Consider the following 18,282-nt stretch of genomic DNA (forward strand, 5'->3'; position numbering starts at 1 on the left):
TGCACAGGCTGCCGGGCCGCTGTACCCGCAGGGGGGTGCGGCGGCTCGGTGCCGGCCTGCTCGTGTTCGCGGCTACACGTCGTGGATCATCGCCAGGCAGGACGGCGCGGCGGTGCCCGCGCCGCCGCGGACCCCGTCCGCGGCGACCTCGATGTCGTCCCCCGCGGCGATGACCTCCGAGTACGTTCCGCTGTCCATGGCCAGGGCCAGGTCCCGGTAGGCGGTGGCCCAGGCCACGACCGACTCGCGGAGGTCCAGGGCCTCCGCGGACATCGGCTGCGGCATCGCGTCGATGGTGTCGGCGGCCTGCGTCGCGGCCGATGCCGCACCGAGCGCCAGCACCTCGGGTGCCGCGTCGGAGCCCGCCTGCGCCTTCCAGGAGCGGTACATGTCGATGGCCAGGCCGCACGCGTTGTCCGCGGCAGCGAACCAGGCGGAGTCGCCCTGCGCCTCTGGGGGCTCCAGCAGGGACGGTTCGGGGGCAGGCGAGGGGTGGACGGTGGGCGTCCCGTCGTCCGCGGGGAGGTCCTCGGTCGGCGCCCAGGTCTGCGTGCCGTCGCTGGTGACGTCGTCGCCGGCCGGCGTGTCCATGCTCGTCCCGCAGCCGGCGATGAGCACTGCGCCGGCCAGGGCGGCGACGCCCAGCAACCTGCCCAGCGACACCGATCCTGAACGCACCCTCCGGATGCCGTCGCGCGTCGCCTTGCGCTTCATGGCAGCTCCCCCTGACTCTCTCGTCTCTGAAACTCCGTGGCTTCCGCCATCACTCGGCCTGCCGCCCGCCCACCTCCTCGAGCCACGCCCCGAGCAGTTGCTGAGCCGCGGCCCGGTCCGCCTGGGCCTGCTGGAACAGGGCGGGGTCGTCGGTCTCGAAGGCGCGTGCGAAGCCCACGAACGCCGCACTCGTGCCCTCCAGACCTTGGACGAGGAGCGCGTGGGCGCGTGCCAGGCCCTCGTCCGCGGGGGCGACCGCCGCGGCCTCGACGAGCAGCTGGTCGACGGGGGCGACGAGCTCGTCCCGGATCCGCTGGGCCCGCTCCGGACCGGTCAGGCCGACGTCGGCGTCGATCGCCGTGGTGGCCCGGTCGACGGCAGAGAGCCGAGCGGTCACGGACGCGGCGTAGCCGACGACGTACTCCTCGACCGCCGTACCGGGGGCGGAGGCCCGGGACAGTGGGCTGATCGCGTCGCGGGCGGCGATGGGGGCGACGGCGGCGACGAAGGCGAGGAGCGCGGCGACCCCGACGAGGAGCCACACCGGCCGGCGGCCGGCCTGCTCGGGCACGACGAGGCACATGAGGGAGCCCACGACGAAGAGCAGCACGCCGACGGGCAGCCCGCGACCGACGACCTCGAGGACGAAGGCCGGTGTCGGCGCCCCTCCGAAGGCGGTGTTGACGACGACGAAGCCGAGGGCTGCCACGGCCGAGCCGGCGGGCGCCGCGAGCAGGCCGAGGCCCGTGCCGCGCAACCCGTGGAGCACGAGGAGGGTCAGTCCCGCTGCTGCTCCCACGGCGGCGAACACGTACGTGTACACCTCGAACCGCTGCAACTGCTCGTCCTCGCCCTGGGCCGCTCCGGCCGCGAGCCGGAAGGCGAGGATCGTCGACGCGCCGACCGTCCCGGCAACGAGCGCCACGAGCAGCGCCTGCCAAGGGCGGACCGAGGGTCCGCCGGCCGCCTGCACCGTCTCGAGCTCACCCTCCACGGCCCACCTCGGGGGATGCGACTCGCGACGGGCCACGAGAAGGAGCACCGTCACGGCGAGGGCGACGACGAGGGCGACGGCGGGAGGTCGGCTCAGCAGCGTCGCAGCCACCTGGGTGGCCAGCGACCACCCGCCGAGGTCGAGCGCGCTCGTCAGCGTCGTGGCAGCCCACAGCACGAAGGCGAAGAGCACCGCGGACACAATGATGGTGGCGGTCGTGTAGCCGCGGGCCGACAGGTGCGCGGAGCGGTCGGCGGCCAGGGCGGCCAGTCCGGCCACGACGAAGGTGGTTCCGGCCAAGGCCAGTGCGCCGAGCAGCGGAGGCAGCGGGGTCGTCGAACCCGTGACGGTCTCGCTCCCGACGGCTGCCAGCGACGCGGCCTGGCCGACGAGGTAGCCCGCCGCCAGGGCGGCCGCCACGACGCGCGAGGAGGGCGGCAGCATCCGGGAGCCCGTGACGACGTCGACGACTGCCGGGCGTCCCAGCGCCAGGCCCACCGTGGCCCCGAGCATCGGCCCGACGAGCGCAGCGGGCAGGACGTACGCCCACCGGGTCACGGAGGGAACCGTCGCCATGAGCGCGACGAGCATCGGGACGGTCACGCCGGCGAGGAAGCCTGCGACCGCACCGTCGACCGCCGAGGGGCGCGCCAGCGGGCCCGGGTCCGCGAGCTCAGACAGGCGTTGCGAGGCAGCGGGGTGGTGGGCCAGCAGGCGCCTCCACCCGGTGGCGGGCGCCCGCCCAGACGTGCCGAGCACCGAGGTGAGCGCCTCACGACGCGCACTCGTCGTGGCGGAGCCGAGGTCTGCGTCGTACTCCCGCGAGCGCAGGATGCCGGCCGAGGCCAGCACGGTGGCGGCCAGCAGCAGCGTGGCCCGCCACAGGTACGCCGGCAGGAGGCTCACGTCGGCCTGTGCGATCGCGACGACGACGGGGAGCAGCAGCAGGACCCCCACCACGTACCAGAGGGCGCGAGCCGACCACGCGATCGTCACGTCGTGCCGGGCCACGTGCGCCAGTTCGTGCCGGACCATCGGCTCGAAGGCCCGGCCGGTGCTGCGGACCGCCAGGGCGGGCGGCAGCGCCACCCGGTACCGGCCCGGGAGGCCGAGGCTGAAGGCGTCGCGCAGCCTGGCCGAGCCCACCATCGTCTGGGGAGCGCGACGCAGGCCGCACTCGCCCGCGAGGGCCGTGAGCCGCTCGGACGCGGCGGCGAGCTCAGGCCCCGCGGGCCGGAGCCGGCGCCGGCGGATGATGACGGCGGGCACCACCGCGAGCACGACGCACGCGGCGAGGAGGGTCAGCACGACGCCACCGACGGCGAACCAGGCGAGCCGCTGCTGAGCGCCCTCGAGGCACTGGAGGACCACCTGCTCGGCGAGCAGCACCTCGGAGGCGCTCGCACCCGGTGCCACCGGCGGTCGCAGCGCCTCGCACTCCCGCACCCTGGCCAGCCAGTCCCCGAAGGCTGCCGTCTCGTTGTGGATCCACGTGCCCACGAACAACCCTGAGCTGAGGAGTGCGGCCACGAGCAGGACGAAGCGCGAGACCGTCGACGACGGCATCGCGAGCACGTTCGGACGCGCGCGGGTAGTCACGAGCGGGGTGTCGCTGGCGAGCGGGGTGGCCATCGCAGTCGCCGCCCCTCACGTCGTCGGCGTCACCGAGATGCCGCCGGCGATCGCGTCGGCGAGCAGGTCGGCCTGGTCCTGCGGGAGGCCGACGGCCCTCCCCCGTTCGGTCGCGACCTGGCGCACCCGGGCGAGCTGGTCGGGGGTGAGGGGCTCCGGCCGCGCAGCGGCGGGGGCGGGCTGCGTGCCCTCGTCGCGGCGGAGCAGGCGCCGCACGAACGCGTGGACCGAGGGCTGCCCCTCCTTCTTGAGGGCGTCCCCCACCATCGACGCCAGCAGCTGGATGACCGGTGTCGCCACCGCGAGGATGTACGGGGTGAGCAGCGCCATGTCGACGCCGAACCCCACAGCCTCGTCACGGCCCGTGGCGGCGAGCACGCCGTGCGGGTCGGCGAAGTACTCCTCCGCCGTCTCGTCGAAGACGAGCAGCTCTTCCGGAGCGGTCACCTGGACCACCTGGTGGGCGAGCAGGCGCACGAGGTCCTGCTCGTCCTGAGGCGTCAACGCTTGGTCGTTGCTGGACATCGCACCCCCAGTTGCTGCCCCCTGCACCTGACCTCATCGTAGGCGCCGCGCTCGAGCGGTGCCCAGTGCTGCGAGTGACCCGTCGGTCACGTCCCGCGGCCCCGACTGGGCGCGGGAGGAGCGGTATCGGGCACGAGCGCTGCCCTCGTGATGCGCCCGCCGCGACGGCTACCGTCGTGCGTATGCCCTCCGCCCGTGGAACGCTCCCCTGGTCGCCTGCCGCGACGCACCCCGAGCTGCTCGCGCCCCCGGTCGCGTCGGCGGTCGGTGCGGTGCCCGACGCCCTCGTCGCGCCGATCGACCCGACACTCGCCGACACGGCATCCTTCTGCGCGGCCTACGACGTGGCGCCCGCCGCGAGCGCGAACTGCGTCGTCGTCGCCGGCCGCCGCGGCGAGGTGACGACCTACGCCGCGGTCATGGTGCTCGCCACCCATCGCGCCGACGTCAACGGCATCGTGCGCCGCCACCTCGGCGCCCGGAAGATCTCGTTCGCACCCCACGAGGATGCCGTCGGGCTCACCGGGATGGAATTCGGCGGCATCACACCGCTCGGGCTGCCCGACGAGTGGCCGGTGCTCGTCGACGAGGCCGTCGTCGATGCCGGGGAGGTCGTCGTCGGGTCGGGGCTACGGCGCAGCAAGCTGCTGCTCACCGGGGCCGACCTGCTGGGGCTGCCGGGAGCCGAGCACCTCGCCCTGGCCCAGCCGCTGGGCTGACTTCGTGGGGGAACCTACGGCGGGCTGAGCGGGAGGGCTGGCGCGCGGTCAGCCCGTGTCCTCCTCCGCTCCAACGCTGGGAGGTGGGGCGACGGTGACAGGCCTCACACGGCATCCGGCGTGTGGCTCCGTAGACCCGGGGACAGCGTCGGTGACCAGGCCTACTGTCGAAACGTCGGACCCCCATCACCGAAAAGAGAACCGCATGCGCAGTTCACGTCGCCCACGTCGCCGCTGGGCCATGGGCGTGGCAACCCTCGCCGCCGGCCTGCTCGCCGCACTGTCCGCCGCACCCGCGAACGCCGTCACCGACGGCGCCCTCGACGGTGACGGTCACCCCTACGTCGGGCTCATGGTCGCCCGGGATGCCTCCGGCGCCCCGCTGTGGCGCTGCTCCGGCACGCTCATCTCGGCAAATGTGTATCTGACCGCCGGTCACTGCACCGAGGCCCCCGCCAAGTCGGCCGTCATCTACTTCGCCGCCGACGTCCAGTCGTTGGCCGGCTACCCGAACAGCGGCTACGACGCGACGGGTACGACCTACACCCACCCGGACTACAACCCCGACGCGTTCTTCGTGCGCGACCTCGGTGTCGTCGTGCTGGACAAGCCGGTCGACAAGGTCACGTACGGCGCCCTGCCGAGGCTCGACAGCCTCGACGCGCTGAAGACCAAGCGCGGCCTGACGAAGCAGACCTTCACGTCGGTCGGCTACGGGCTGCAGAAGTCGTTCCCGGATGCGGCGGCGTGGAAGGAGAGCGCCCTGAAGATCCGGATGGTCGCCACCCCGCGGCTCATCCAGCTCAACGCCCCCGGCTTCACCGGTGACTTCTCGATGCTGCTGTCGAACAACGCCAACACCGGCGGCACGTGCTTCGGCGACTCCGGCGGCCCGAACTTCCTGGGCAACACCAACGTCGTCGCGGGCGTCACGTCGTTCGGCATGAACAGCACGTGCGGCGGCACCGGCGGGGTGTTCCGCATGGACCGCTCGTGGGCACTCGACTGGGTCAACACTTTCCTGGGCTGAGACACCCTCGCGTACGGGCCTGCTGCTGGCGGCCCGGCCCGAAGTGGGGGGCGCGCCGTCGGGGCTTCGGCCTTGGCGGCGCGTCCTCGTCCGCCGAGCCCGGTCAGGTGGGTTCGAGGTGCGAGAGCGGGGCCACGCGGTCGACGCAGTTGCCCTGGACGAGCCAGGCGTCGGCAGCCCGGATCGCCTCGCGGTAGTCGTCCAGGGCCTGGGGGTCGGTGTCGGCGGTCCGGAACGCCGAGGCGCCGACGGCGATCGCGCCCAGAACCAGCCGGCACGGGGAGGCGCTCCACCCCTCGTCGATCGACTCGTAGCTGCGCAGGGCGAAGGCGAGGATCCGCAGGCCCCTCGCCACAGGCTGCCAGTGCCCGAGGACTGCCGTGTCGGACTCGCCCAACGTCGGTGCCCGGGCCACCTGCGGCCGACGGGAGGGCGTGTTGACGAACGCGAAGGGCTGGCCGCTGATGGTGCCCTCCATGGCCGCCAAGCCTCCGCCCGACTGGGACAGGGCGATTCGGACCGCGACCGCATCCTCGCCCAGGATCAACGTCGACGTCACGCCGAACTCGCCGTCCGGCACCACGTCGGCCTGGGACACGACGCCGTGGGAGTGGTTGAACCCCGTGATCGACAGCGCGGCGGGTTCCTCCGAGACGTTGACCTCGTAGAACAGCGGCCGCAACCCGGGTGCGGGAAGGAGCAGGCGCATCTCACGGGCCTCCGGGGGTGGTCGCGGCCGGCAGGATGGTGAAGCCGGTCTCACCCGTGGCGCTGAACCCACCAGCGGCCCACGCCCCTCCACCGGGGAGGGCGGCGACGGCGCTCAGGCCCTGGGGCGCCGCGGTCGCGGGCGGCTCGACCGCGGCCCACGCGGTGCCGTCGAAGTGCAGGATGAGCGGGCCGAAGGCGCCGTCCTCCCGCTGTCGGGTCCCCACCGCCCAGACGTCGTCGCGCCGCGCGCAGGCCACGCCGCTCAGCCAGGCCTGACCGGTCACCCCGGTCTCGACCTGCTCCCAGTCCCGGCCGTCGTGGTGCAGGACCAACGCCCCGCCGGCATGGCCGGGGTCCTGGTCCTGGCCGACCGCCCAGACGTCGTCGGGGCCGGTGGCTGCGACGTCGAACAGCGGCCCCACCCCCGCGGCGCCGACCTGCTGCCAGGCTCCGCCGGTGTAGAGGGCCACCAGGGGAACGTTGCCCGCACGCTCGGGGTGCACCCTCGAGCCGACCGCCCAGTAGGAGCCGGGGCCGACGGCGCAGACGTCGTGCAACGTCCCGCGACCGGGGCCGGGCACGGCGGACCACCGGGCGCCGTCCCACAAGACCCCGAGCGCCTCCCACAGGGCGACCGGCGACAGGCCGACCGGGCCGCCGGCAGGCAACGAGTGGGAGGACCGCGCACCGACCGCGAGAGCGTCGTCGGGACCCCAGGCGGCAACGCCGGACAGGTGGCTGCCGTCACCGAAGTCGGGGCTCTCCACCGGGTGCCAGGACGCCCCGTCGCCGTGCGTGATGTGGGTGTGCTCGGTGTGCGACTGGAACAGCCCTCGCCAGCCGACAGCCCACACGTCGTCGCCGGCGATGGCGTGCACCCCGGCGAGCTGGGTGTGCACGGCGCCGTCCGAGCTCGAGTACGCCACGACGAGCCACGGGGTCCCGCCCTTGGTGTGCGCGACCCGCGCCGGCGCCGGCGCGCCCTTCATGCCCACGGCGAACAGGTCGTCGCCGACGGCGGCCAGGTCGTTCACGCTCAGCTCGCTGCGCAGCGGCGGTGGGCGGACGTCGGTGCTTGCGGATGCGGGCATCGCCATGTCCTTCGCTCGGAACACGCCCCCGTCGAGGATCCACCCCAGAATGACGGCCTGCGGTGGACCCGTCAACGGCCATGGAACGCGACCGGCATCCCGGCCTCGTCGAGGACCGGCCGCTCCGGTTGACAGCGGTGGGTGTCAGCGGGACGGTTGACATCCTCCCGGGCCCGTCGGCCTCACCTGCCTCTCCCTCCGTCGTTCTCCGACCCTGGAGCGCACCCATGAGTCACTGCACGCTTCCGCGCCTCACGTTCTCCGGTCAGTTCCAGGCCGACGTGTCGACCGTCAACAACGACGTCCGTCACTACGACGACCAGTCGTTCGAGGGGCGCTTCCAGGAACCGCAGTCGGGCGCCTCGCTCAACGGATGGTGGAACCCCGAGGGCACCGGGGCCTTCCGGCTGGCCGGCGTGCGGGTCAACCGGGCCCTGACCACCGCGGGCGGGGACGGGACGAGCGATCTCGCGCACGGTCTCTTCGTCGACGGCCAGAGCAACCGGACCTCCGCCAAGCTCGTCGACCTCGACCCGCAGTTCCAGATGGGCTCGACGATCTTCGGCCTCGAGATCGTGCTCAGCGACGGCATCCGGGAGTTCATGCGGGGCACGTTCCGAAGCGCGGCGTTCCGCGACATCTACTTCGGACGCAAGGCGGGGGCGGGAGGTAGCGGCTCGGCCTCGGCCAGGTTCACCTCCATCCTCACCGACGTCGCGTGGACGCCGGCGGCCGAGGGGTCGGCCACCCTGCAGGCGTTGAAGGCAGCCGCCGAGGCCAACGGTCGCCGTCTGGCGGTCACCCTCATGACCGTCGGGTTCTCCGCCCGCACGACCATGGGAACGCTGACGGGGTCCATCGGAGCCTACGAGGACGGGGACCCGGAGACGTTCCTCTCCGGCCGGCGCTGTGCCGTCGCCGACGGTGGGATGGCCACGTCCCTCGGCATCGGCTGGTTCGATGCCGACGTCCACGGCGAGGTGCTGTCCCTCGACCTGTCCAACGCGCTGCCCCTGCAGGCCGGAGCCGGTGCCGTGCCGAGCCGTGTCGGAACGGGGCCGCTGTTCCCGGCGATCCTGCGCACACCGGACACCGTGGTCGGTCCTGGGTCGGCCTCCGCGCCGGCGGTGTCCGCGGGGGTCGGCGAGGGCGAGACCGTCCCGGCCGCCGACCTCAAGCTGCTCGACGAGATCCCGTACCTCGAGCAGGGGTGGTTCCAGGACACCTCCGGCGTGGTCGACTGCGAGCTCGATCCGGACGCTGCCACCCTGATCACCGACCACCCCATCGCGCTCGTCCAGCCGAACCCCGACGGCACCTACGTCGTGGCCATCCGGGAGGCCCTGGGCGGCCTGTGGGCGCGCGCGGACCAGTTCCAGTTCCGCATGGATGCACCGACGACCGGCCGGGTGGCGGACACCGCCCGCGTGCGATGCACCCAGTGGGGGAAGCCGGCTGAGGGCTGGACCGTGGGCTTCCGGCTCGACCCCAGGCAGCCGGGGGGAGGTGGGGGCAGCCCTCAGGACCCGACCCCGCCGACGGCGCCGATACCGGACATCAACTTCCCCGCGGACCGGGTGGCCTTCGACGGCCGCGCGGTGACCGGTGCGGATGGCTGGGCGACGATCGTGATCACCGCAGCCGACCCGAAGAACCCCCGGGGCTACCTGGACGGGCAGATCTACCGGATCACGTACGGACTGGCCGTTGCAGGCGCGTCCCCTCCTCCACCCGTCGAGCAGATCGTCCTGCACGTCCGCGACGCGTACGACCCGCCCTCCACACCGGTCTGGAAGACCGACATCGCCCCGTTCATGAAGCAGTTCGGCAACCTCTACCCGGTCATGAGCAAGGGACTGTTCAGCCTTGCGGACCCTGCCGTCGCCAAGCAGCACGCCGCGCTGCTCGCCTTCGCCTTCGAGCGCGGGATCGACGACCCCAACCACATGCCGGTGACCCGCGACCTCTCCGAGGGGAAGCGCCGGGCGGTGCTGGCGTGGTTGGCCCAGTACCTCGGTGACCATCCTCCGGCCGAGGAGGGGGCGGCGGCGATCGAGACGACCGAGACGGCCCAAGCGGCTGGGGCGGTTGGGGCGGCTGAGGCGGTTGGGGCGGCGGCTGAAGGGGCGGAGCGGCGGCATCCCGAGACAGCCGGGGCGGCCGGCCCCTCCACGACCGAGGGGATGCCGGCGCTCGAGGCCATCCCTGACTCCGTGGTCGAGAGGATGCTCGGGGAGGTCGGCGACGGCTACGACGGCAAGACGACGGCGATGCGCAGCCACCTGCGGTCACGACTCTCGCCACCGGACGGGGAGGGCTCATGATCCGGATCAGCAGCCGCTACGTCGAGGAGGTGCACGACGCGACGTCCGGCGAGGACCTCGTTCCGCTCCTCCAGGCCGCGATCGAGCTGGAGCACGCCACCATCCCGCCGTACCTGTGTGCCTACTTCTCGCTGAGGAACGGGTCGGGCTCCGCCGTGGGCCAGATCATCCGGAGCATCGTGGTCGAGGAGATGCTCCACCTCGTCATCGCCTCGAACCTGATGGTCTCCCTCGGTGGCAGTCCGAGCCTCAGCGGGCCGTCATTCGTCCCGGACTACCCGGGCGGACTGCCGATGGGGATCGGGGAGCACCTCCAGGTGCACCTGCGCAAGTGCTCGGTCGCGCAGGTGCGGGACGTCTTCATGGCGATCGAGGAGCCCGAGCACCCCATCACCATCCCGGTCGCCACCGAGGACGAGGGCCTCGCGGCACCGGCGTTCGAGACCATCGGCGCGTTCTACCACGCGCTCGCCGACAAGATCCGGACCTTGGGCGACAGCGCCTTCGTCGGGAACCCCGCCCACCAGGTCGTCGCGTCGAGGTGGTTCCCGGACCCCGAGGAGATGTTCGCGATCAGTGACGTCAGGACTGCCGTGCAGGCGATCGACGTCATCATCGACCAGGGGGAAGGCACCGCCACCAACCCCTTCGACGGCAGCGGCGCACCGGCCCACTACTACCGGTTCGAGGAGATCGTCACCGGACGTCGTCTGGTCCCGCGACCCGGCGCGACGCCGCCCTACGTGTACGGCGGCGATCGTGTCGTCCTCGACGAGCAGGACGTCTGGGACATGGACGACGACCCCAAGGTGGCCAGGTACAGGGCCGGCAGCCTCTCGCGGTACCGGGCGGACCAGTTCAACGCCTCGTACACGCGGCTCCTGGACAGCCTGCACCGCAGCTTCAACGGGCACCCCGAGGAGCTGGACGCCGCGATGGGCCTGATGTTCGAGCTGCGGCTGCTCTCGCAGCAGGTCCTCGCGACACCGGCGGAGTGGGCGGACCCTTCGGTGACGGCGCTCAAGCAGACCGGCCTCTCCTTTGAGTACCAACCCCTCGACGTCTGAGGCACGGCCGCCACGGGCCACCTGGGCGCGCCGGCACGGCTTCCTCGTGCTGGGCCTGGCCCTCGTCATGCTGTTCCTCGCCATGTTCGCCGTCACGGCACAGCTGAGGATCCCGCTGGTCTCCGACCCGCTGCCCCACCTGGAGTCCGCGACGTGGCCGGCTGCGCTGCTCGGCACCTTGCTCCTCGTGTCGGACGTCGCCCTCCCCGTCCCTTCCAGCGGGGTGATGATCGCGCACGGCGCCGCCTTCGGGCTCGTCCCCGGCGCCCTGCTCTCCCTGGTGGGTGGGACCGGCGCCACCCTCACGGCCTACGTGGTGGGTGGGCGCAGCCGAGGGCTCGTCGATCGGCTCGTGACCGACGAGCAGCAGCAGCGGGGCGCTCGGCTCCTGGAGCGGCACGGTATGTGGGCCATCGTTGCCACCCGACCCGTTCCGATGCTCGCCGAGACGGTCGGGATCCTCGCCGGCACCAGCTCCACGATGCCCTGGTGGAAGGTCACCGTCGCAGCAGCCCTCGGCAACGTCGTGCCCGCTGTCGCCTACGCCGCGACCGGTGCCCTTGCGCTGAGGTTCGTCAACGGGCTCACCGTCTTCCTGGCCGTGCTCGCGGTCGCGCTCCTCGTCGGGATACTGTCGGCCCGGGCGGGGCGCCCGCGCCGGGGCCGCACGGGTCAGGACCAGCACGGTGACATCCGGTGACGTCCGGTGACGTCCGGTGACGTCCGGTGACGTCGACCGGCGGCACCGGAGCTCGGTGTCGAGGAGGTGCTGAGCGTCCGCGAGGGCGGGCCCTCAGCTCGTACGGTCGCGCAGCTCGGTGACGTGGCGGGAGACCGACGGGTCGAGGCCGAGGGCGAGGGCGAGGTAGGTCGCCGTGAAGTCGGTGAGGGCGACGAGGGAGGCCAGCCGCTCGATGGCCGCCCCCGAGCGGGCCTGCTGCTCGAGCACGGGGATGCCGGTCTCGCGCGCCGAGGCGACGACGGCGTCGGCGAGGGCGACGGCATCCGGTGGGAGGTCCGGGTCGCGGAGCGCGAGGAGGCCGAGGCGTGGTGAGCTCGGGCCGTCGATGTAGGGGTCGGCGAAGATGTCGGAGCCTCCCCCGGCCGGACCGGCGGCCTCGTCGGGGCCCGAGCCGAAGGGCCCGTCGAGGCACGCGACGACCTGGGAGGCGGCATCCGGCAGCGCACCGTGGGTCGTCGGCACCCGAGCCGTGCGGGCGAACATGGACGCGGCCCGCATCGCGGCGACCCCGGTGAGCGGGCCGTCGCCGAGGACCACGGGCACGGTGCCGCCGAGACCGACCGCGAGCACCTTGGCCGGGTTGACGAACGACTCCGAGCTCGGGCGGCACTCCTCGGCGACCTCGTCGAGGATGTCGGCGACGCGTTCTAGGGTCGGGGTCGGGCAGGGGACGAGGCCGAGGACGTCGGCAGCGAGGAGCACCGGGGTGAGCAGGGACCACAGCGCCGTACGCGACGAGGGGGTGGGCAGGGCGACGTCCACGTGCACCCCGTGGGCGCGGGCGCACACGTCGGCCAGGGGCGACTCGGAGGCGCCGACGGTCAGCAGCGAGGCGCCGCGGCGGGCGGCCTCGGCGGCGAGCGCGAGCGGGCCCGACGCGCGGCCCGACTGCGAGACGGCGATGACGAGGTCGAGGGGGCCGACCCAGCCGGGAAGGGGGGCATCGCGGCGCACCGCGACGGGCACGGGCGAACCGGGTTCGGCGAGCAGCTCGAGGACGTCGCAGACGAGCGCCGATCCGCCGAGGGCCGCGACCAGCACCGAGCGCGGGCGCTCACCACCGGCGACGCGCTGGACGCCGGCCTCCTGGGCCGACACGACCGCCCGCCGCACCTGGGCGCCGGCGGACGCGAGCGACCTCAGCGAGTCGCGGGAGTCGAGGGTGCGCAGGGCCTCAGGGTCATCCAGGCGGTTCTCGTCGACCCACGCCATCGTGCTCGTCTCCTTCGTCGTGCCTCCGGGATGCCGGGTCAGGCCGGTCGTCGGGCCTCGTCGATGAGCAGCACCGGCACGCCCTCGTCGATGCGGTAGGCGAGCCCGCACTCGCTCGACGTGCAGACCAGCTCCGGATCGCCAGTGGGGCCGGTGTCGTCACGCAGCTCGCTGCGGCACGCGGGGCAGCGCAGGATCTCGCGGAGCCACGGCTCGATCGGCGCAGCGGGGGTGGCCTGCTCGCTCATGGGGTCCTTCCGAGGGGCTCGCGGTGGTCGCTGCCGATCCTCCCACACGGTGGATCGCCGGCCCTGGGGTGGGCGAGGACGCACGGCATCCACAGCGAGGACCGCAGGCCGGTACGGCATCCGCGGCGAGGACCGCAGGCGGTACGGCATCCGGCCGACGGCCCGGACAGGGCGCCTCAGGCGCGGATGACGGCGAGCACCGCGTCGCGCACCCGCTCCATCGTGGCGGCGTCGGCGGCCTCGACGTTGAGGCGCAGCAGCGGCTCGGTGTTGGAGGCGCGCAGGTTGAGCCACCACATGGGGTCACTGTCGCTGCCACTGCCGGCGTGGGTGAGGGTGAGGCCGTCGAGCTCGTCGGTCGTGACGCCCTGGTCGGCGGCCCAGCCGCGCACGGCGTCGGTGGCGGCACTGGAATCGGTGACGGTCGAGTTGATCTCGCCCGACGCGGCGTACCGGTGCAGGTCGGCCATGACGGTGCTCAGCGGTGCGTCCTGCTCGCCGAGGGCCGCGAGCGTGTGCATCGCCGCGAGCATGCCGGTGTCGGCGAACCAGAAGTCGCGGAAGTAGTAGTGCGCGCTGTGCTCGCCGCCGAACACCGCGTCGTGCCGCGCCATCTCGGCCTTGATGAAGGAGTGGCCCACGCGGGTGCGCACGGCGCGGGCACCGGTGGCGGCGATGACCTCGGGGACCTGCGCGGAGCAGATGACGTTGTGCACGACGGCGACGTCGGATGCCGTGGCACCGGTTGCGACCGCGCGTGCCACCTCGCGACGGGCGATGAGGGCGGTGATCGCGCTGGGGCTCACCGGTTCGCCGCGCTCGTCGACGACGAAGCACCGGTCGGCGTCACCGTCGAAGGCGAGCCCGAGGTCGGCACCGTGCTGTCGGACGGCGTGCTGGAGGTCGACGAGGTTGCGCGGGTCGAGCGGGTTCGCCTCGTGGTTCGGGAAGCTGCCGTCGAGCTCGAAGTAGAGGGGGACGACGTCGAGGGGGAGCTTCTCCAGGCCTGCGGCGGTGCCGAGCACGGCTGGGACGGTGAGGCCCCCCATGCCGTTGCCGGCGTCGACCACGATATTGAGGGGCCGGATGGCGCTGAGGTCGACGAGGCCGCGGAGGAAGGCGGCGTAGTCGCGGAGGAGGTCGCGCTCGATGAGGATGCCGGGGGCGTGGGTTGCGTCGGACGGGACGGCGTCCGCGGCAGGCGAGGCGACGGCATCCGCGGCAGGCGACCCGGCGGCAGCCGAGGCCCGTGACGGGACGGCATCCGCGGCAGGCGACCCCGCGGCATCCGCGAGAGGCGACCCCGCGGCATCCGCGGCGGGGGACGGGACGGCAGCCGGGGCAGGTGACGGGGCGGCAGCCGGGGCAGGTGAGGGGACGGCATCCGTCGCGGCACCGTCGAGGATCTGCTCGGCGAGCCTTCGGACGTCGGCGAGCCCGGTGTCCTGCCCGACCGGGCGGGCGCCGGCGCGGCAGAGCTTGATGCCGTTGTACTCGGCGGGGTTGTGGCTGGCAGTGAACATGGCGCCGGGCAGGTCGAGGGCGCCGCTCGCGTAGTAGAGGCCGTCGGTGCTCGCGAGGCCGATGAGGGTGACGTCGACGCCGCGGCTGCGGGCACCGTCGGCGAAGGCGGCGCTGAGGGCGGGGCTCGAGTCGCGCATGTCGTGCCCGATGACGATGCCGGGTGCCCCCTCCGCGCGCACGACGACCTCTGCGAAGGCGGCGCCCAAGGCGCGGGTGACGCGTTCGTCGAGCTGGTCGGGGACGGTGCCGCGCACGTCGTAGGCCTTGACGACGTCGGCGAGGGAGGTGGCGGTCACGGCAGGTGAGCCTACGGGAGGGTGCGGGCAGGTCGCAGGGATGCCGTGGGGGTCGGGCGTCCTCGCGGTTCTGCTGTCAGCGAACAACCGTAAACAGTGGCAAACTCCGGCTTGTGCTCGTACGTTTGTTCTAATAATCTCCTCTCATGGCCACCGTTATCGCCTTCTCCCCCGACACCGGCACCCTGCCGGTTGTCGCCGGGGTGGCGCGGGTCCACGAGGTGCTCGACGGCGTCGGCACCGGCGCGGTGGGCCACGTGACGGGGCACGACGTCGCCGAGGCCGACCGGGCGATCGCTCGGCTCGAGGCGCTGCGTCTGAGGCTGGTCGCCGCTGCGGACCGGCAGGATGCCGCGTCGCAGGCGGGCATGACCGGCACCCCCGCGTGGCTCGCGTCGCACACGCGCTCGTGGGGCGGGAAGGCCGCGGCGGACGTCTCGCTCGCCACCGCGCTCGAGGAGTCGCTGCCGCTGACCAAGCAGGCCCTCGCCGAGGGTGCCTTGAGCACGGCACACGCGTCGGTCATCGCGTCGGCGGTGTCGCGCATGCCGGAGACGATGACCGAGGAGGAGCGGCACAAGGTGGAGTCGTCGCTCGTGGCGCTGGCGCGGCGGGTCGACCCTGCTCGGCTGCGCCGGGAAGCGCGTCGGGCCCTGGCCGCGGCGGAGCGATCAGCCGAGGAGTCCGCGGCCCACGAGGACGGCGAGCTACGGTCCGAGGAGGCTCGTGCCGAGGCGCGGGTGCGGCTGACGATGCACGACAACCAGGACGGCACGGTCACCGGTCACTTCACGGTCCCGGCGCTGGCGGCGTCGATCCTGCGCAAGGTGATCCAGCAGATGGCCTCTCCTCGGCGGCAGGGGCCGGGCGGTTCGGGCTCCGAGGCGGGTGCCGCCGGCGGGCGGGGCGATGGGTGTTCGAGCGGCGCGTCGTCGTCCGGCGGAGGGTTCGGCGGGGCAGGCTCCGACTCCGAGCCTCAGCCCGCCTCCGACTCTGGCTGTGGCTCTCGCTCCGGCTCCGGGGATGGGAAGGAGCGCTCCTCCGGGGCGGGCTCCGACTCCGAGCCTCAGCCCGCCTCCGACTCTGGCTGTGGCTCTCGCTCCGGCTCCGGCTCCGGCTCCGGGGATGGGAAGGAGCGCCCTTCCGGGGCGGGCTCCGACACCGACGCGGCGTCCGACCTCTTCGATGGCACCGGGGGTGGGCGGGGCGACCTCCCGCCCGAGAGCAGCTCGGCCGGAGCGGCATTCGGGAAGACCGCTCGTCGTGACGGTGCAGCATCCGGGCGCGGTGAGAGCGCCACAGGATGGGGTGGCTTCGACTGGGCCCAGCGACAGGGGCAGGCGTTCGTCGAGCTGCTCGAGCACCTCGACACCGAACGACTCAACGGCAAGGTGGCCGCGACAGTCGTCGTCACCATCGACCACGACCGGCTGATCGAGAGCCTCGGCGCCGCGCACCTCGACACCGGCCATGACCTGTCGGCGAGCGAGGCCCGGCGATTGGCCTGCTCCGCGGGGATCCTGCCCGCGGTGCTGGGTGGGACGTCGTTGCCGCTCGACCTCGGGCGCGTCAACCGGTTCTTCAGTGAGGCACAGCGGGTTGCACTCGCCACGACGTACGAGGAGTGCGCCGCTGAGGGATGCGACCGGCCATATGCCTGGTGCGAGCTGCACCACGAGGACCCGTGGGCGAAGGGCGGCCGCACCGACCTCCACCTCGCCGTGCCCTTGTGCGGCTTCCACCATCGGCGAGCCCACGACCCCCGGTACGAGGCGACGATCCGGACGGGTTCCGACTGCCGCAAGTCCCTCGTGCTGCGCCGACGGCCATGACCCCTCCCCCGCTGCTGACGCACGCCCGCTTCCGACGTCGGCCGAGCCTGGGCGCTCGAGCCGAACGTCCGCGTCTTCGCCATCGTGCCTCGACTTTCGCGCCTCGGCCTTCCGGTGTCGGCCTTCGCGCTCGGGGTCCGGGTGTCGGCCTTCGCGCTCGGATTCCGGGAGTCCGCCTTCGCGCTCGCGGTGCGGCCGTCGGCGGTTCGGGGTGTGGTGTTCGCGCCTCGACGTGCGGGGGTCGGGCGACGCGGGCAAGCGCTCGAGCTCACCTCCGGCGATACGCCTTCGCCCGCTTCGGCGCCCTCCTGGGCCGTGCGGTGCGTCCGGGGCGATCTTCTCTCAGCCCTCGGCGCTGCCGCGCAGCACGCGCAGGTGGCCGCGGCGGACCTCACCGACGACGACAGCGGGCGCCGCGTCCACGGGCTCGGCGCCCTCCTGGGCCGCGCGGTGCGTCCGGGGCGATCTTCTCTCAGCCCTCGGCGCTGCCGCGCAGCACGCGCAGGTGGCCGCGGCGGACCTCACCGGCGACGACAGCGGGCGCCGAGTCCACGGGCTCGGCGCCCTCTTGGGCCGCGCGGTGCGTCCGGGGCGATCTTCTCTCAGCCCTCGGCGCTGCCGCGCAGCACGCGCAGGTGGCCGCGGCGGACCTCACCGGCGACGACAGCGGGTGCCGAGTCCACGGGCTCGGGGCTCGCGGTTCGGGGCCGCCCGGCCTCGCGCACGGCATCCGCGAGGGCGAGGAGGTCGTCGCTGCTCGGCTGGGGCTCCGGGTAGTCGGTGATGAGGCGCACGACGTCCCAGCCCCGAGGGGCCGTGAGGCGGGTGGCGTGCTCGGAGCAGAGGTCGTAGGTGTGGGGCTCCGCATAGGTCGCCAACGGGCCCAGGACGGCCGCCCGGTCGGAGTACACGTAGGTCAAGGTGGCCACCGCGGGCTGGCGGCAGGCCGTCTTGGAGCACCGACGCGACAAGTTCACGCCAACGACTCTAGGCCGAGCTGCCGACCGCCCGGCGTAGGCACGCCGCAGTCGCCGCTCCTCACCTTCGCGAGTCAGCTACCACGCCCCGCCAACGCGAGTCAACTACCACGCCCCGCCAACGCAAGTCAGCCACCACGCCCCGCCAACGCGAGTCAGCCACCACACCCACCATCGCGAGCTCGGCCCGTGCCGCACGTCGTAGCATTCCGGACGTGCCCCACCCGCGACGCCGAGACCGCCATGGCCGCGGCCTGCGGGGTCCGTTGGCCTGGCCAGCCGTGCCGATCATGGAGAGCCGCCGCTCCCGGTTCGACTCGCTCGTGCTCGACGCTGCCGACCGGGTGCGCCCGCACCTCGGGAGCCGCTACGCCGAGCTCGAGTTCGCCGTGGAGGACGTGCCACCGCAGGACCCCGCACCCTGGGAGGAGCAGACGGCACCGCTCGGGCGGCTGCTGCGCGGCACCGCCACGAGGGCGCACCGAGTCGTCGTGTACCGGCGACCCGTGGAGGCGCGGGCCCAGGACGACCTCGACCTGGCCGACATCGTCCGCGAGGTCGTCACCGAGCAGGTGGCCGCGCTCCTCGGGGTTCCTCCGCACGAGATCGACCCGAGCATCGATCCCGACACCTGACGCCCGCGG

The 18,282-nt window shown here is 73.4% G+C and carries 16 protein-coding genes; 7 read left to right on the forward strand and 9 right to left on the reverse strand.

Annotated elements, in window-relative coordinates:
• Positions 1-72 precede the first annotated feature (72 nt).
• Genes ABD899_RS13225 through ABD899_RS13235 form a run of 3 tightly spaced genes read right to left on the reverse strand, consistent with a single transcriptional unit; the run spans position 73 to position 3,844 of the window.
• A complete protein-coding gene (locus tag ABD899_RS13225) occupies positions 73-714 on the reverse strand; it encodes a hypothetical protein (RefSeq protein ID WP_345206747.1) in 642 nt (213 codons plus the stop codon).
• 49 nt (positions 715-763) lie between these two features.
• Positions 764-3,340, reverse strand: coding sequence for a M48 family metalloprotease (locus ABD899_RS13230; protein ID WP_345206749.1), 2,577 nt, complete (start codon positions 3,338-3,340; stop codon positions 764-766).
• A 15-nt stretch (positions 3,341-3,355) separates the two neighbouring features.
• On the reverse strand, positions 3,356-3,844 hold the full coding sequence (locus ABD899_RS13235; RefSeq protein WP_345206751.1) for a hypothetical protein: 489 nt from the start codon (positions 3,842-3,844) through the stop codon (positions 3,356-3,358).
• A 203-nt stretch (positions 3,845-4,047) separates the two neighbouring features.
• On the opposite strand from ABD899_RS13235, the gene ABD899_RS13240 reads away from it, so the two are divergent.
• Together ABD899_RS13240 and ABD899_RS13245 are read left to right on the forward strand one after the other, a co-directional pair.
• Complete coding sequence (locus ABD899_RS13240) at positions 4,048-4,584, forward strand: YbaK/EbsC family protein (RefSeq protein WP_345206753.1); 537 nt, start codon at positions 4,048-4,050, stop codon at positions 4,582-4,584.
• Positions 4,585-4,789: 205 nt separating this feature from the next.
• A complete protein-coding gene (locus tag ABD899_RS13245) occupies positions 4,790-5,614 on the forward strand; it encodes a trypsin-like serine protease (protein WP_345206755.1) in 825 nt (274 codons plus the stop codon).
• Positions 5,615-5,717: 103 nt separating this feature from the next.
• Here ABD899_RS13245 and ABD899_RS13250 read toward each other — a convergent pair whose 3' ends face one another.
• Both ABD899_RS13250 and ABD899_RS13255 read right to left on the reverse strand, forming a co-directional pair.
• Positions 5,718-6,323: a hypothetical protein gene (locus tag ABD899_RS13250; protein ID WP_345206757.1), complete on the reverse strand. Its 606-nt coding sequence runs from the start codon at positions 6,321-6,323 to the stop codon at positions 5,718-5,720.
• Position 6,324: 1 nt separating this feature from the next.
• On the reverse strand, positions 6,325-7,416 hold the full coding sequence (locus tag ABD899_RS13255; RefSeq protein ID WP_345206759.1) for a hypothetical protein: 1,092 nt from the start codon (positions 7,414-7,416) through the stop codon (positions 6,325-6,327).
• A gap of 227 nt (positions 7,417-7,643) precedes the next feature.
• Here ABD899_RS13255 and ABD899_RS13260 point away from each other — a divergent pair, with 227 nt between their 5' ends.
• From ABD899_RS13260 to ABD899_RS13270, 3 genes are read left to right on the forward strand one after another with little or no spacing between them, the layout of a single operon-like run.
• On the forward strand, positions 7,644-9,740 hold the full coding sequence (locus tag ABD899_RS13260; protein ID WP_345206761.1) for a hypothetical protein: 2,097 nt from the start codon (positions 7,644-7,646) through the stop codon (positions 9,738-9,740).
• Complete coding sequence (locus ABD899_RS13265; protein WP_345206763.1) at positions 9,737-10,807, forward strand: ferritin-like domain-containing protein; 1,071 nt, start codon at positions 9,737-9,739, stop codon at positions 10,805-10,807. The genes ABD899_RS13260 and ABD899_RS13265 overlap by 4 nt, the downstream gene beginning before the upstream one ends.
• 46 nt (positions 10,808-10,853) lie before the next feature.
• Positions 10,854-11,507 carry a TVP38/TMEM64 family protein gene (locus ABD899_RS13270; protein ID WP_345206765.1) on the forward strand — a complete coding sequence of 218 codons (654 nt, stop codon included), beginning with the start codon at positions 10,854-10,856 and terminating at the stop codon, positions 11,505-11,507.
• A gap of 93 nt (positions 11,508-11,600) precedes the next feature.
• Here ABD899_RS13270 and ABD899_RS13275 read toward each other — a convergent pair whose 3' ends face one another.
• From ABD899_RS13275 to ABD899_RS13285, 3 genes are all read right to left on the reverse strand, one after another.
• Entirely contained in the window at positions 11,601-12,761 is a 1,161-nt protein-coding gene (locus ABD899_RS13275) for an SIS domain-containing protein (protein WP_345206767.1), read from the reverse strand.
• Positions 12,762-12,799: 38 nt separating this feature from the next.
• Entirely contained in the window at positions 12,800-13,009 is a 210-nt protein-coding gene (locus ABD899_RS13280; protein WP_345206769.1) for a Trm112 family protein, read from the reverse strand.
• A gap of 176 nt (positions 13,010-13,185) precedes the next feature.
• Complete coding sequence (locus ABD899_RS13285) at positions 13,186-14,829, reverse strand: phosphohexomutase domain-containing protein (RefSeq protein WP_345206771.1); 1,644 nt, start codon at positions 14,827-14,829, stop codon at positions 13,186-13,188.
• A gap of 146 nt (positions 14,830-14,975) precedes the next feature.
• Here ABD899_RS13285 and ABD899_RS13290 point away from each other — a divergent pair, with 146 nt between their 5' ends.
• Entirely contained in the window at positions 14,976-16,661 is a 1,686-nt protein-coding gene (locus tag ABD899_RS13290; RefSeq protein ID WP_345206773.1) for an HNH endonuclease signature motif containing protein, read from the forward strand.
• Between the two features lie 602 nt (positions 16,662-17,263).
• Here ABD899_RS13290 and ABD899_RS13295 read toward each other — a convergent pair.
• Positions 17,264-17,638, reverse strand: coding sequence for a DUF3499 domain-containing protein (locus ABD899_RS13295; protein WP_345206775.1), 375 nt, complete (start codon positions 17,636-17,638; stop codon positions 17,264-17,266).
• Between the two features lie 290 nt (positions 17,639-17,928).
• Between ABD899_RS13295 and ABD899_RS13300 the strand changes: the two genes are divergently transcribed.
• Positions 17,929-18,273: a metallopeptidase family protein gene (locus ABD899_RS13300; RefSeq protein WP_345206823.1), complete on the forward strand. Its 345-nt coding sequence runs from the start codon at positions 17,929-17,931 to the stop codon at positions 18,271-18,273.
• The last annotated feature ends 9 nt before the right edge of the window (positions 18,274-18,282 follow it).

The sequence above is a fragment of the Fodinibacter luteus genome, assembly GCF_039541575.1.
GTDB classification, from domain to species: Bacteria; Actinomycetota; Actinomycetes; order Actinomycetales; family Dermatophilaceae; genus Fodinibacter; species Fodinibacter luteus.